This window comes from Kiloniellales bacterium, assembly GCA_030066685.1.
GTDB lineage: Bacteria > Pseudomonadota > Alphaproteobacteria > Kiloniellales > JAKSBE01 > JAKSBE01.
The window spans coordinates 1-13,920 of the sequence record JASJBF010000018.1 but is presented as its reverse complement, the minus strand read 5'-3'; the positions used below and the strand labels follow the sequence as shown (position 1 = coordinate 13,920).

Annotated in this window: 11 protein-coding genes; 7 read left to right on the top strand and 4 right to left on the bottom strand. The window is 69.1% G+C overall.

The annotated features are described in order from the left end of the window. Nucleotides 1–69: 69 nt before the first annotated feature. Nucleotides 70–1,092, bottom strand: coding sequence for a Fe(3+) ABC transporter substrate-binding protein (locus tag QNJ30_11500; protein ID MDJ0944085.1), 1,023 nt, complete (start codon nucleotides 1,090–1,092; stop codon nucleotides 70–72). Nucleotides 1,093–1,280: 188 nt separating this feature from the next. Between QNJ30_11500 and QNJ30_11495 the strand changes: the two genes are divergently transcribed. Continuing rightward, nucleotides 1,281–1,733, top strand: coding sequence for a DUF4399 domain-containing protein (locus QNJ30_11495; GenBank protein MDJ0944084.1), 453 nt, complete (start codon nucleotides 1,281–1,283; stop codon nucleotides 1,731–1,733). Nucleotides 1,734–1,875: 142 nt separating this feature from the next. After that, nucleotides 1,876–2,298 carry a DUF4399 domain-containing protein gene (locus QNJ30_11490; protein ID MDJ0944083.1) on the top strand — a complete coding sequence of 141 codons (423 nt, stop codon included), beginning with the start codon at nucleotides 1,876–1,878 and terminating at the stop codon, nucleotides 2,296–2,298. 53 nt (nucleotides 2,299–2,351) lie between these two features. Here the strand turns inward: QNJ30_11490 and QNJ30_11485 are convergent, their stop codons facing one another. Together QNJ30_11485 and QNJ30_11480 are read right to left on the bottom strand one after the other, a co-directional pair. Further along, a complete protein-coding gene (locus tag QNJ30_11485) occupies nucleotides 2,352–3,524 on the bottom strand; it encodes an SUMF1/EgtB/PvdO family nonheme iron enzyme (protein ID MDJ0944082.1) in 1,173 nt (390 codons plus the stop codon). A 127-nt stretch (nucleotides 3,525–3,651) separates the two neighbouring features. Then, on the bottom strand, nucleotides 3,652–4,284 hold the full coding sequence (locus QNJ30_11480) for a histidine phosphotransferase family protein (protein ID MDJ0944081.1): 633 nt from the start codon (nucleotides 4,282–4,284) through the stop codon (nucleotides 3,652–3,654). A gap of 146 nt (nucleotides 4,285–4,430) precedes the next feature. Between QNJ30_11480 and QNJ30_11475 the strand changes: the two genes are divergently transcribed. The 5 genes from QNJ30_11475 to QNJ30_11455 all read left to right on the top strand — a co-directional run bounded on the left by QNJ30_11475 (nucleotide 4,431) and on the right by QNJ30_11455 (nucleotide 11,901). Beyond that, nucleotides 4,431–4,610 carry a DUF3553 domain-containing protein gene (locus QNJ30_11475; protein ID MDJ0944080.1) on the top strand — a complete coding sequence of 60 codons (180 nt, stop codon included), beginning with the start codon at nucleotides 4,431–4,433 and terminating at the stop codon, nucleotides 4,608–4,610. A 153-nt stretch (nucleotides 4,611–4,763) separates the two neighbouring features. Next, nucleotides 4,764–6,476 (top strand): NAD(P)H-dependent oxidoreductase subunit E, encoded by a 1,713-nt coding sequence (locus QNJ30_11470; GenBank protein ID MDJ0944079.1) that lies wholly within the window; start codon nucleotides 4,764–4,766, stop codon nucleotides 6,474–6,476. After that, entirely contained in the window at nucleotides 6,473–9,241 is a 2,769-nt protein-coding gene (fdhF, locus tag QNJ30_11465) for a formate dehydrogenase subunit alpha (GenBank protein MDJ0944078.1), read from the top strand. Before QNJ30_11470 ends, fdhF begins: the two co-directional genes overlap by 4 nt. Next, entirely contained in the window at nucleotides 9,238–10,434 is a 1,197-nt protein-coding gene (locus QNJ30_11460) for an ankyrin repeat domain-containing protein (protein MDJ0944077.1), read from the top strand. The genes fdhF and QNJ30_11460 overlap by 4 nt, the downstream gene beginning before the upstream one ends. Before the next feature lie 105 nt (nucleotides 10,435–10,539). Continuing rightward, complete coding sequence (locus tag QNJ30_11455) at nucleotides 10,540–11,901, top strand: MFS transporter (protein MDJ0944076.1); 1,362 nt, start codon at nucleotides 10,540–10,542, stop codon at nucleotides 11,899–11,901. Here QNJ30_11455 and QNJ30_11450 read toward each other — a convergent pair. Further along, on the bottom strand, nucleotides 11,898–13,268 hold the full coding sequence (locus QNJ30_11450) for an ABC transporter substrate-binding protein (protein MDJ0944075.1): 1,371 nt from the start codon (nucleotides 13,266–13,268) through the stop codon (nucleotides 11,898–11,900). The genes QNJ30_11455 and QNJ30_11450 overlap by 4 nt on opposite strands. Nucleotides 13,269–13,920 lie beyond the last annotated feature (652 nt).

Here is a 13,920-nt window from a genome sequence, read left to right as displayed (position 1 = left end):
AGCGGCCGGCGGCCCGCGGGGGAGACCCCCGGGCCGCCGTATGGCGCCGAAAACCGGGCGGGCTGCCGGCTACTTCCAGCCGGCGCGGTCGAAGATCTTCTGCGCTTCGGGCTGGTTCTCGCCGTAGACGGCGACGTTGATCTGATCGACCTTGAACTTGCCGAGCGACTCGACCGCGGAGTTGCCCTCGACCCTGGCCGCCACCGGGTATTCGTTGTTGCCGTCGGCGAAGTAGCGCTGGGCTCTGTCGCTCGCCAGATACTCCAGGAATTTGACCGCTGCCGCCTTGTTCGGCGCGTTCTTCAGCACCCCGGCGCCGGAGACGTTGACGTGGGTGCCGCGGTCGCCCTGGTTCGGAAAGATCCAGCCGACCTTGCCGGCGACGTCCTTGTCCGCGTCCTTCGGCTTGGTCATCAGGCGGACGTAGTAGTAGGAGTTGCCGACCGCGATGTCGCACTCCCCGGCCGCGACGGCGCGGATCTGGTCGGTGTCGCCGCCCTGCGGGCCCCGGGCGAAGTTGGCGACCACGCCATTGGCCCAGTCCTCGGCCGCCTTCTCTCCGTGGGCGGCAATGATCGAACCCATCAGCGACTGGTTGTAGATGTTGGAGCTGGAACGGATGCAGATCTTGCCCTTCCACTTCGGGTCGGCGAGCTCCTCGTAGCGCGAGATCGCGTCCGGCTGGACCCTGTCCTTGGCGTAGTAGATCAGCCGCGCCCGGGTCGAGAAGCCGTACCAAAGCCCCTCCGGGTGCCGCAGGTTGGCCGGCACGACCTCGTCGAGAAGCTTGCTTTCCACCGGCTGGAAGAGGCCCGCCTGCTCGGCTCGCCAGAGCCGCCCGGCATCGACCGTCAGCAGGATGTCGGCCGGGCTGTTGGCGCCCTCGCTCTTGATCCGCTCGATCAGGGCGTCGCCCTTGCCCTCGATCCGGTTGATCTTGATCCCGGTCGCCTTGGTGAAATCCTCGTAGAGCGCCTCGTCGGTCTGGTAGTGCCGCGAGGAATAGAGGTTCAGGACCTCTTCGGCCACCGCCCCGGTCGCGGGCAGAACGGTGGATACGAGGACCGCGAGCCCTCGAAGCAAAGCCTTCATCGGATCGTCTCCACAGATGGCAAGTTGCAATTGAAAGTCATTATCACTTGCAGTGATACGGAGCGGGCGGCGGCCTGTCAAGCGATGGGATCGCCGCCGAGGCGGGAGGCGAGACCCGGAAACGGTCTTTTAACCAAGAAAAGGGCTTACTCGTCAGGAACTCCGAATTTCCGTGCAAGGAAGAACTCATGAAATTCATTCCGATTTGCCTGATTGCGGCAACCCTCGGTCTCGCCGTCTGGCCTGCAACCCTGCAGGCCGGCGAGACACCGCGACCCGAGAACGCCAAGGTCTACGTCATCTGGCCGAAGAGCGGCCGGACCGTGCCGGGCGGGAAGTTCTGGCTGCGCATGGGGCTGAAGAACTTCGGCGTCGCGCCGGCCGGCGTCAAGAAGCCGAACACGGGGCACCACCACGTGATCATCAACGCCCCGCTGCCGCCCTTCGACGAAGAGATCCCCAACGACAAGAACCATCTCCACTTCGGGGGCGGACAGACCGAGGCGCGCATCGAGCTCCCGCCGGGCCGTCACACGATCCAGCTGCTGATGGGCGACCACAACCACGTCCCCCACGACCCGCCGCTCTATTCGGAGCGCATCACGATCGTGGTCCCGCCCCTGGTCTCGCAGTCGCGCTAGAGCAGCCTGCGTTCCTTCGAACGCAGATAAGCTGCTCTATCTATATGAAATAGATCAAATTATCCGCACTCAATCGATTCCAATTGAGCGCAGTTTGATCTAGCGCCGCCATCGATCGAACGAACACCAAGGAGACGACGAGATGTACAAGATTCTGATCAGCGCCGGCGCCGCGCTCTGCCTTCTGGCGCAGTCGTCGCTGGCCGGCGAGACGCCGCGGCCGGGCAACGCCTTCCTCTACATCGGCTGGCCGCGCGACGGCGAGGTGATCACCCAGCAGCCCTTCCGGGTCTGGTTCGGCCTGCGCAACTTCGGCGTCGCGCCGGCCGGGATCAAGAAGGCCAACACCGGCCACCACCACCTGATCATCGACTCGCCGCTGCCGGATCCCAACGAAGAGATCGCCAACGACAAGAACCACCTGCACTTCGGAGCCGGCCAGAGCGAGGTCATGCTGGAGCTGCCGCCGGGCCGCCACACCCTGCAGCTGGTGATGGGCGACCACGACCACGTCCCCCACAACCCGCCGCTGGTGTCGCGGAAGGTGACGATCTACGTGAAGTAGCCGGGTCTTGGCTTGGGGCGCTGCGCCGGCCGTTGCGGCCGGCGCCCCGGCCGCTACTCTTCCAGGGTCAGCGCGACCCTCAGTCCGTTGGAGCTGTAGGGTACCTGCGCGTCGTAGAAATGCCGCGCGTGGGAGGCCAGGTAGCTCGCCTCCTGCTTCCAGGAGCCGCCGCGCAGGACCCTCTGCAGGCAATCCTGCTTATCGCGCGGCTTGCTGTCGGCCGCAGCGCCCTGATAGCTGTCGAACCAGCAGTCCGCCGTCCACTCCGCGACCCCGCCGTTCATGTCGTGCAGGCCGAAGGGGTTGGGCTGGAAGCGCCCGACCGGGCTCGGCTGCTTGCGATTCCAGTCGCCGCCGCAGGACTTGCAGTCGGCCTCGCCGGCGCCGGCGGTCTCGCCCCACCAGAAGGTGCTCGCCGTCCCGGCCCGCGCGGCGTATTCCCACTCGGCCTCGCTCGGGAGGCGGTAGGGCCGCCGGGTGACCTGGCGCAGCCAGGCGACGAACTCCTGCGCTTCGTTCCAGGTCACGTTGCGGACCGGAGTCTCCTCCGGCCGATCGACCGGCTCCAGCGCGTTGCTGCAGGCGCCGTCGGCAACACAGGCGGCCCACTCCGCCATGGTCACCTCGAAGCGGCCAATCGCGAAGCCGTAGCCGATCTCGACCCGGCGCGCCGGCCGGGCCGTGGGATCGCCCTGGTCGCTGCCCATGGTGAAGCCGCCCGGCGGCAAGGGCACCATCTGGGGACAGGCCGGGCAGTCCCGAAAGGCCCCGTCGCCCGGCCCGGTGACCAGGGCCGCCGTCTGGCGGCCTGGCAGGTCGCGCGGCTCCTTGGGCGGCGGCGTGTCGTCGGCGATCGTACCGGGGATGCCGCTGGAGGGGCGCAGGCGGTTGGCGCTGACGTAGCCGACCACGCGGTTGTTGCTCCAGATCCGCAGCCATTCGGTCCCGGTCACACGGCCGGTGACCCGCACCGCGCTGTCGCCGGGCAGCTGATCGATGGTGTCGGAGGCATAGTCCGGGCGCTGGTAGACGGGGGTCGGCTCCAGGACCTGGTAGAGCCCGTCAAGTTGCTCGATCGCGAGCAGCGCCTGCGCCAGCTGGATCTCGCCTGGAGCCGTCGCCGGACCCGCGTTCTCCTCGGCCGCCGTTGCCGAAGCCGTCCAGGCCAGGGTCGCGATGGCGAAGGCCGAAACTCCGGCAGCAGCGGAAAGCGATGGTCTGTTCATTGGATTCCTCGGGCAGGCTTGAGGTTTTCCCCGCTCGGGGAACTTCGCAATTTGCCAAAAAAGTCAGAATCCGGTCTAAAGCCTCGGCCTTAAGATTCCCTTAGATCCGCCAGGCGCGGGGCCGCGGTCAGTTGGGGATTTGGGCCGAGAGCCGCAGCTTCTCGCCGTCCTGAGGGGAGATCTCGATCCGGCGCCCGATCCGCTGGCTCAAGAGCATGGTGAAGAAGCCGTGAACGTTGCGCGGCGTCAGCTGCTGCACGGACGCGCCCTCGGCCAGGGCCTCCAGGGTCGCATCGGCGAAGCCGACGCCCTTGCCCTCCGCGGTGACGGAGATCTCGGCGCCGCTGCCGTTCTCCGTGATCGCGACCCGGATCGTACCCCCGGTCGGCAGCGCTTCCTGGGCCAGGGAGATCATGTTGAGGATCAGCTTGCCGCTGCCCTCGGGCCAGACCGAGGCCTTGGCCTCGGCCGGCCAGTCCAGCGAGACCCGGCCGCCTTCGAGCATGCCCTCGGCCAGCTCGGAGAGAAAGTTGGGGTCCTGGCGGCGCTCGGTCTGCCCCAGCCCGTAGGCGATCCGATAGAACTGCAGGATCGCCGAGGCCCGGCGGGTGGAGAGCGCGGTCAGCTGAAGGGCTTCGTCGGCCATCCCCAGCTCTTCCTCGGCGAGCAGCTCCATGCCGTTGCCGATCGCCCCGATCGGGCCGACCAGGTCGTGGCACAGCTTGGAGCACAGCAGTTCAGTCAGTCGGATCTCGTTCATCTCTAAGCCTTTGCTGGAGGATGCGGCCGGGGACCCTGCACCGGGACAGCGCTGAGCGGCAAAAACAGGGCGCTTTCGAGACCTTCACGCTGGGACGCCTTGCCTATATACTGGTATACCACGAGCGCAGGGCTGAAAGGCGGGACATGGGACAGGAGCTTGAACCCGGGATGCTGGTGCGCCATCCGGCGAGGCCGGACTGGGGGATTGGCCAGATTCAATCGGTCGTCGGAAACCGAATCACCGTGAATTTCGAGCACGCTGGCAAGCTCTTGATCAATGGGGAGAGAGTGACCCTGGATGTGGTCGGCGACGATGCCGCCTGAGGAGTCCGGGCGATTCGCCGCCATAATGTCATCACTGCCGACCCAGGGGCAATACGGGCAAGACCCTAAGGCGAGGCGGCGGCGGAGGGCGCGACGGCGCTGCGCCGCAGCCTGAAGCCGGCGAAGCGAGGGGCGAAGGGAAAAAGGGCTTTTATGGCCAGAGACAACGGAAGCGACGCGAGCGCAGAGCGCAAGATCCATCCGGGCGCCGGCCGCCGCCAGGCCCTGGCCTTCCCCAAGGGGCGGCAGGTCGAGGCCGGATCCCTGGAGGAGGTTCGCGCCCTGCTCGGCCAAGGGCCTTATGAGCGCGATCTGCTGATCGAGTACCTGCACCGGATCCAGGATTCCCGGGGCCATCTATCGGCCGGCCATCTCCAGGCCCTGGCCGAGGTGATGAAGCTGCCCATGGCCGAGGTCTTCGAGGTCGCCTCTTTCTACGCCCACTTCGACATCGTGCTCGACGGCGAGACCCCGCCGGCCCCGCTGACGATCCGGGTCTGCGACAGCCTGACCTGCGAGATGATGGGCGCCCAGGCGCTCCTGGCCGGGCTGCCGGCCCGGCTCGGCCCCGGCGTCCGGGTGGTCCGGGCGCCCTGCATGGGCCGCTGCGACTGCGCCCCGGTGGCCGAGGTCGGCCACCGCCACGTCGACCACGCGACCCTGGACAGCCTGGCGCAGGCCGCCGAGGGCGGCGACCACCACCCGGTGATCCCCGACTACATCGACTATGAGGCCTACGTTGCGGGCGGCGGCTACCAGACCCTCAAGGCCTGCTACGACGGCAGGCACAGGGCCGAGGCCCTGATCGCCAAGCTCGAGGACTCCCAGCTCAAGGGCAAGGGCGGCGCCGGCTTCCCCAGCGGGGTGAAGTGGAAGATCCTGCGCCAGCAGGCCAAGCCCCGGCTCTTCGCGATCAACGCCGACGAGGGCGAGCCCGGCACCTTCAAGGACCGCTTCTACCTGGAGACCGATCCGCACCGCTTCCTCGAAGGCATGCTGATCGCCGCCTGGGCCGCCGAGGTCGAGACCTGCTACGTCTACCTGCGGGACGAGTACCCGGCGGTGCGCGAGATCCTCCTGACGGAGATCGCCCGGATCGAGGCCGAAGGCCTGAACGGCGGCTGCCGGATCGATCTGCGCCGCGGCGCCGGCGCTTACATCTGCGGCGAAGAGTCGGCCATGATCGAATCGATCGAGGGCAAGCGCGGCCTGCCCCGGCACAAGCCGCCCTATCCCTCCGAGGCCGGCCTCTTCGGCCTGCCGACCCTGACCCACAACGTCGAGACCGTGTTCTGGCTCCGCGACATCTTCGAGAAGGGACCGGCCTGGTACGCCGAGCAGGGCCGCCGTGGCTGCAAGGGCTTCCATTCCTTCTCGGTTTCCGGCCGGGTCAAGGAGCCGGGGGTCAAGGTCGCCCCGGCCGGAATCACGATCCGCGAGCTGATCGAGGAGTACTGCGGCGGCATGGCCGAGGGCCACCGCTTCGCCGGCTACCTGCCCGGCGGCGCCTCGGGCGGCATCCTGCCGGCGCATTTGGACGACCTGCCGATCGACTTCGGCACGCTTCAGGACTACGGCTGCTTCATCGGCTCCGCCGCCGTGGTCGTGCTCTCGGACCAGGACGACGTCAAGGCGGTGGCGCTGAACCTGATGCGCTTCTTCGAGGACGAGTCCTGCGGCCAGTGCACGCCCTGCCGCAACGGCACGGAAAAGGCGGTCCGGATGATGTCGAACGGGTCTTGGGACGCGCCGCTGCTCGAGGAGCTGTCCCAGGCCATGATGGACGCCTCGATCTGCGGCCTCGGCCAGGCGGCGCCCAATCCCCTGCTCAGCGTGATCAAGCACTTCCCGGAGGCGCTCAAATGAGCGATGCGATCACCTTCTCCCTCAACGGCAAGGACGTCACCGCGGCGCCCGGCGAGACCATCTGGCAGGTCGCCGAGCGCGAGGGCGTCGAGATCCCGCACCTCTGCTACCTGCCCGAGCCCGGCTACCGCGCCGACGGCAACTGCCGGGCCTGCATGGTCGAGATCGAAGGCGAGCGGGTCCTGGCCGCCTCCTGCATCCGCAAGCCGAGCGAGGGCATGGTGGTCAAGACCGCCTCGGAGCGCGCCAGGAAGTCCCGCGAGATGGTCTTCGAGCTGCTGATGGCGGACCAGCCGGAGCGCGCCGCGGCCCACGATCCGCAGTCGCGCTTCTGGGACTGGGCCGATCGCATGAAGGTCACCGGCAGCCGCTTCCCCGGACGCGCCCAGGTCGAGGCCGACTCCAGCCACAGCGCCATCGCGGTCAACCTGGACGCCTGCATCCACTGCAACCTCTGCGTCCGCGCCTGCCGCGAGGTCCAGGTCAACGACGTCATCGGCATGGCCTTCCGGGGCCATGGCGCCAAGGTGGTCTTCGACTTCGACCAGCCCATGGGCGACAGCACCTGCGTCGCCTGCGGCGAGTGCGTCCAGGCCTGCCCGACCGGCGCCCTGATGGAGGCCAACCTGCTGGACGAGGACGGCGTGCGCAGCGAGTTCGAGGACCGCGACGTCGGCACCCTCTGCCCTTACTGCGGCGTCGGCTGCCAGACCACGGTGCACGTCAAGGACGACAAGGTGCTCTACGTCGACGGCCGCGAGGGCCCGGCCAACGAGAACCGGCTCTGCGTCAAGGGCCGCTTCGGCTTCGACTACATCCAGCACCCGCACCGCCTGACCAAACCCCTGATCCGCCGCGAAGACGCGCCCAAGGCGGCCATGATCCAGATCGATCCGGCCAATCCCTGGACTCACTTCCGCGAGGCGACCTGGGAGGAAGCCCTGGACGCCGCGGCGGCCGGCCTGAAGAAGATCCGCGACCGCGACGGGCCCTCGGGCCTGGCCGGCTTCGGCTCGGCCAAGGGCTCCAACGAGGAGGCCTACATCTTCCAGAAGCTGGTCCGCACCGGCTTCGGCACCAACAACGTCGACCACTGCACCCGGCTCTGCCACGCCTCCTCGGTCGCCGCGCTGATGGAGGGCATCGGCTCGGGCGCCGTAACCTGCGCCTTCACCGACGCCGCCGACGCCGAGGTGATCATCGTCATCGGCGCCCGGCCGACGCAGAACCATCCGGTCGCCGCGACCTACCTCAAGCAGGCCGCCAAGGCCGGCGCCAAGCTGATCGTCATGGACCCCCAGGGCCACGGCCTGGCCCGCTACGCCACCCACATGCTGCAGTTCAAGCCGGGCAGCGACGTCGCCCTGCTCAACGCCATGCTCCACACCATCGTCGAGGAGGAGCTCTACGACCTGCAGTACGTCCAGGCCCACACCGAGGGCTTCGAGGCGCTGAAAGAGCGCATCAAGGCCTTCCCGCCCGAGGAGATGGAAGAGATCTGCGGCATCCCGGCGGCAACCATCCGCGAGGTCGCCCGCACCTACGCCACGGCGCGCGCGGCGATCATCTTCTGGGGCATGGGCATCTCGCAGCACGTCCACGGCACCGACAACGCCCGCTGCCTGATCAGCCTGGCCCTGACCACCGGTCAGGTCGGCCGGCCCGGCACCGGCCTGCACCCCCTGCGCGGCCAGAACAACGTCCAGGGCGCCTCGGATGCCGGGCTGATCCCCATGGTCTTTCCCGACTACCGCTCGGTCGAGGACGACAGGATCCGCGTCTCGATGGAGGACTTCTGGGGCCAGGAGCTGGATCCCAAGCGCGGCCTGACCGTGGTCGAGATCGTCAACGCGATCCACGCCGACGAGATCAAGGGCATGTACATCCTGGGCGAGAACCCGGCCATGTCGGACCCGGACCAGGCCCACGCCCGCGGCGCGCTCGCCAAGCTCGAGCACCTGGTGGTGCAGGAGCTCTTCCTGACGGAGACCGCCTGGCACGCCGACGTCGTCCTGCCGGCCAGCGCCCACGCCGAGAAGGACGGCACCTTCACCAACACCAACCGCCAGGTCCAGATGGCCCGCCAGGTGGTGCCGCCGCCGGGCGAGGCCAGGCAGGACTGGTGGATCGTCCAGGAGATCGCCCGCCGCATCGGCCTGGACTGGTCCTACCAGGGCCCCGCCGACGTCTTCGCCGAGATGGCCCAGGTCATGCCCTCGCTGGACAACATCACCTGGGAGCGGCTGCAGCGCGAGGACTGCGTGACCTATCCCTGCGACGCGCCCGACGAGCCGGGCAAGAACATCATCTTCGGCGAGGGCTTCCCGACCGCCAGCGGCCGCGGCAGGATCGTGCCGGCCGAGGTGGTGCCGCCGGACGAGCTGCCGGACGAGACCTATCCCATGGTGCTGACCACAGGGCGCATGCTGGAGCACTGGCACACCGGCGCCATGACCCGCCGCGCCACCGTGCTGGACGACCTGGAGCCCGAGGCCGTGGCGGTCCTCAACCCCAAGGAGATCCGGCGCCTGGGCAGTGCGCCGGGCGGCTGGGTCCGGGTCGAGACCCGGCGCGGCAGCATCGAGCTCAAGGTCCGCCAGGACCGCAACGTGCCGGCCGGCATGGTCTTCATCCCCTTCTGCTTCGCCGAGGCCGCGGCCAACCTGCTGACCAACCCGCAGCTCGACCCGATCGGCAAGATCCCCGAGTTCAAGTTCTGCGCCGCCAAGGTCGAAGTGCTGTCCTCGGCGGCCGCCGCGGAGTGACCTCGGCCGGCAGCGACGGACCTGGCCCGGGCCGGCGCCTGGCCTGCCTCCTCGTCCTGCTCCTCTGCGCCGCCGCGCCGGGCCTCCGGGCTCAGGAGCTCCCCGTCCCCGACCGGGCCCTGCTGCAGGCCGCGGCCGAGGACGACGTGGAGCTCGCCGGCTTCGCCCTGGAGCGCGGCGCCGACCTCCAGGCCCGCGGGCCCGAGGGCAACAGCCCGCTCCACGTCGCGGCCTGGAACGACAGCCGGGCGGTCCTGGCCCTGCTGCTGGACAGGTCGGCCGACCCGGACGCCACGACCGAGAGCGGCCTGACCCCGCTGCACCACGCCGCAAGCCAGGGCCACGTCGAAGTCGTCGAAGCCCTGGTCGCCGCCGGGGCTGCGCTCGAGGCCCGCGAGGACCGCTACGGCAACACCCCGCTGCTGATGGCGGCGCGCGGCGCTAAGCGCGGCGCCGTCGCCGCCCTGCTGGACGCCGGCGCCGAGATCGAGGCCCGCGACGCGCGGAACGGCAACACGGCGCTGATCACCGCCGCCTTCGACCCCCTCAGGCTCTCGGTCCTGGCCGAGCTCCTCGGCCGGGGCGCGGCGGTCGACGGCCGGGCCGCGGACGGCCTGACCGCGTTGCTGGCCGCCGCCGGCCGCGGCAACGCGGCGGCGCTGCAGCTCCTGCTCGCGGCCGGCGCAAAGGTGGAGGCGTCTCAGGCCGAGGGCTACACCGCTCTGATCCTCGCCGCCCAGGCCGGCCACACGGAGATGGTGGTGGACCTGATCGAGGCCGGCGCCGACCTGGAAGCCCGGGCCGCGCGCGGCGACACGGCCCTCGGCGAGGCCGCGGCCGGGCGCCAAGTCGACACCGTGATCGCCCTGCTGGAGGCCGGCGCGGATCCCGACCGGCCGTCGCGCGACGGCCTTCCGCCGCTGCAGCGCGCGGTCCGGGGCGGCGCCGGCGGCGCGGTCGCCGCCCTGCTGGCCAGGGGCGCCGACCCCGACGCCATCGACGCGGCCAAGGGCAACACGGCCCTGATGCTGGCCGCCAACCAGGGGCAGCTCGACCTGGTCCGGCTGCTGCTCGCCGGCGGCGCCCGGGTCGACATCGTCGCGGTGGACGGCTGGACCGCCCTGGAGGCCGCACGGATGATCGGCGACGAGGAGACCATGGCCCTGCTCCGCGCCGCCGGCGCGAGGGAGTAGAGCGCCCCGCCGGCCGGGGGCACGTCTGGGTGTTGAACGATCTTCAAGCAACGGGCTGAGCGATTGTCGCTTGTCCGGCCGCCCCGGCCGGGCGATAGGGAAAGGATGCCTGCGCCCGATCCCGCACCGCCCGCCGCGCCCAGCCCTGCCGGGTCTTTCGCGACCCGCCTGCCCTTCTTTTACGGCTGGATCGTGGTCGCCGTCGCCTTCGTCACCCTGGGCGTCAGCGTCTCCGTGCGCACCTCCTTCTCCCTGCTGTTCCCGCCGATCCTGGACGAGTTCGGCTGGACCCGGGGGACCACGGCGGCCGCCTTCTCGGTCGGCTTCTTCTCCTCGGCCTTCCTCGCGCCCTTCATCGGGACCGCGATGGACCGCCTGGGGCCGCGGGTGGTCATGCCGCTGGGCGCGCTGATCGTCGCCGCCGGCCTGGTCCTCGCCACCCTGGCCACGGCGCCCTGGCAGTTCTACCTGACCTTGGGCCTGCTGGTGGTCGGCTTCGGCATCGCGATCAGCTTCATCGGCCACGGCGCCTTCCTGCCCGGCTGGTTCGCCCGCCGCCGCGGCCTGGCGGTCGGGATCGCCTTCTCCGGCGTCGGGATCGGGGCGCTGCTGCTCTTCCCCTGGCTGCAGGCGATCATCGACGATGAGGGCTGGCGCCGGGCCTGCTGGGCCCTGGCGCTGCTGCTGCTGGTCCTAGTCGTGCCCCTGAACCTCACTCTGCAGCGCCGGCGCCCGGCCGACCTGGGCCTGCGTCCGGACGGCGACGTTGCGGCAGACGGCGACGGAGAGGCCGGCGGCGCGGCCGCGGACGTCGTCGTCGACGCCGCCTGGGCCGGCACCGACTGGACCCTGGCCCGGGCTCTCGCCCAGCCACGCTTCTGGTGGCTGCTCATCGGCCTGGGCAGCGGGCTCTGGGCCTGGTACGCGGTCCAGGTCCACCAGACCCGCTACCTGCTGGACGTCGGCTTTCCGGCGGAGCAGGCCGCCCTCGCCCTGGGACTGGTGGGCCTGATGGGGATCGGCGGCCAGATCGGCCTCGGCCACCTCTCCGACCGGATCGGCCGGGAGTGGGCCTGGACCCTGGCCTGCCTGGGTTTCGGGCTCTGCTACCTGCTGCTGCTGGTCCTGCGGGCCTATCCCCAGGACGCCCTGCTCTACCTCATGGTCGCTTGCCAGGGCCTGCTCGGCTACGGCATGGCGCCGCTTTACGCGACCATCTCGGCGGAGCTCTTCCAGGGCCGCAGCTTCGGCGCGATCATCGGGGTCCTCAGCACCGGCGGCACCCTGGGCGCCGCGGCCGGCCCCTGGGTGAGCGGCCTGCTCTTCGACGCCCGGGGCGATTACACCCTGGCCTTCTGGCTGGCCGCCGGACTCTGCGCGATCTCCAGCCTCGCCGTCTGGCTGGCGGCGCCGCGCAAGGTCCGCCTGGTCTCTGGCCAGGCCGCGCGGCGCCGCAAGCGCCTTTAGGCGCAGATCCGCGGCGCGATCCCCTTCTCCAGGGCGTAGGCCGCGGCCGAGCGCTCGATCATCGGGCGCACCACGTCGCGCATCGGCTCGATCCAGTTCGAGACGAAGCTCCAGTTCTTGCCGTCCCACTGTTGGATCCGCACCGGGTGCTGGCCCTCGTGGTCGGCGCAGGACACCTTGATCGGCGGGATCAGCCCGGTCAGTCCGATCTCGCGCAGGCGCGCCGTCGTGATGTCCAGGTTCTCCAGCCCCCAGCGGACCTCCTCGCCGGTCAGGGGCCGCTGGCCGAACTCGGCCTGCGCCGTGTGCATCGCCTCGACGATCAGCGCGGCGTTGATCAGGCCGCGGTTGTAGAGCACCTCGCCGAGGCGGTGGCGCTCGCCGGCGCCGAGGCCGCGGTCGTAGACGAAGCTGTTGAGGTCGCGATAGACCGGGAACCAGTCGCCGGCGGCGTGGAAGGCCCCGCCCTTGTAGCCGATCGCGTCGGTGCCGACCGGCTGGACGTCGCCTTCCGAGCTCGACCACCAGACGCCGATGAAGCGGTCCATCGGGAAGTTGATGTTGGCCGCCTCCTGGATGGCGGTCGGGTTCATCACCCCCCAGCCCCACATCAGGATCCAGTCGGGCTTGACCTCCTGGCTGATCTGGGTCCAGGTCTGCGCCTGTTCGCGGCCGGGATGCTCGACCGGGAACTTGTAGAACGCGTAGCCGTAGGCCTCCGACAGCTTCTCCAGGATCGGGATCGGCTCCTTGCCGTAGGCGCTGTCGTGGTAGACCAGGGCGATCTTCTTGCCGCGCAGCCGCTCGAAGCCACCCTCGCGCTCCGAGATGTAGGAGACCAGGGCGCTGGCCTGGCTCCAGTAGGTGTTGGGCAGGGTGAAGACGTAGGGAAAGACCCGGCCGTCGCTGGCGTCGGTCCGCCCGTAGCCCATGGACAGGATCGGGATCTTGTCTGCGGTGGCGCGCTCGATCAGCGCATAGGTGATGCCGGTGCTGTAGGGGCTGACCACGCTGGCCCCGGTCGGGCCCTTGTCCTTGAGCTGCTCGTAGCATTCGACGCCGCGGTCGGTGTTGTATCCGGTCTCGCATTCCTCCCAGGTCAGGGTGACGCCGCCGATGCCGCCGTCGCGCTCGTTGATCATCGTGAAGTAGTCGATGAAGGCGTTGAAGATCGGGATCCCGCTCTGGGCGTAGGGCCCGGTTCGGTAGACCAGCAGGGGCACGAACTGCTCGTTCGCCGCTTCCTCGGCCTTCTTGGCCTCGGTCGCCTCGGCCATCAGGCCGGTCAGCCCGACACCCCCCGCCGCCAAAAGGTAAAGAAAATGCCGCCCAATGGCCTGCCATCGCTCGTTCTTGTTAATCAACACCGCCACCATCCCTTCTTGTTTTCCAGAGCGGCCCACCGCCACGGCGAAGCCGAAAACGTCCCAGTCGCCTCAGGCGATCCCTCGTAAGCCCTTTACCTGAAGAACAAAAAAGGCGAGCGGGATCCTGGGCGAGACACCGATATTAGGGTTTTTACTGACAGCGCCAACTTGGTTCGAATTTATTGATAAATCGTAAAAGGGAAGTAATTATAACCAATCATCAAATAATTGGGCACCATTTACCAGCGAATTAAATACCATTTAACATGTGTCCAACGCGGGATCGCAGACTCCGCGCGCCGACGCGGCCCCCGGGGCCGGCGGCGCGGCAGCGGCCCGGCTTCGGGCGCGCTGCGGCCGGCGCACTTCGCGATCAGACGCGTTCGCGCTTGGCCTGGAGTCCTGCGCCAATTGGTTGGAACGAGGGCAATACACCCAGCCAGATGGATCGCGAAACGAGTCCATCTCATCGGATAGTGCCCAGAGCACCTTATCTGCGCTCGATTGAGTCCGATTGAGCGCAGTTTGATCTAGTGTGGTGGTTCCTAAGTTCGTCATATCTAGGACGGCCTTGCGGGGTTCTCGGCGAGGCGCGCGGGTCGCGGTGATGCTGGCGCATCACAAGAGCCGCGCAACGACGTCCGAGGGGCCT

Coding starts and splice junctions, on each gene's coding strand:
- QNJ30_11500 (MDJ0944085.1), bottom strand. CDS start 1,092: ATGAAGGCTTTGCTTCGAGGGCTCGCGGTCCTCGTATCCACCGTTCTG.
- QNJ30_11495 (MDJ0944084.1), top strand. CDS start 1,281: ATGAAATTCATTCCGATTTGCCTGATTGCGGCAACCCTCGGTCTCGCC.
- QNJ30_11490 (MDJ0944083.1), top strand. CDS start 1,876: ATGTACAAGATTCTGATCAGCGCCGGCGCCGCGCTCTGCCTTCTGGCG.
- QNJ30_11485 (MDJ0944082.1), bottom strand. CDS start 3,524: ATGAACAGACCATCGCTTTCCGCTGCTGCCGGAGTTTCGGCCTTCGCC.
- QNJ30_11480 (MDJ0944081.1), bottom strand. CDS start 4,284: ATGAACGAGATCCGACTGACTGAACTGCTGTGCTCCAAGCTGTGCCAC.
- QNJ30_11475 (MDJ0944080.1), top strand. CDS start 4,431: ATGGGACAGGAGCTTGAACCCGGGATGCTGGTGCGCCATCCGGCGAGG.
- QNJ30_11470 (MDJ0944079.1), top strand. CDS start 4,764: ATGGCCAGAGACAACGGAAGCGACGCGAGCGCAGAGCGCAAGATCCAT.
- fdhF (MDJ0944078.1), top strand. CDS start 6,473: ATGAGCGATGCGATCACCTTCTCCCTCAACGGCAAGGACGTCACCGCG.
- QNJ30_11455 (MDJ0944076.1), top strand. CDS start 10,540: ATGCCTGCGCCCGATCCCGCACCGCCCGCCGCGCCCAGCCCTGCCGGG.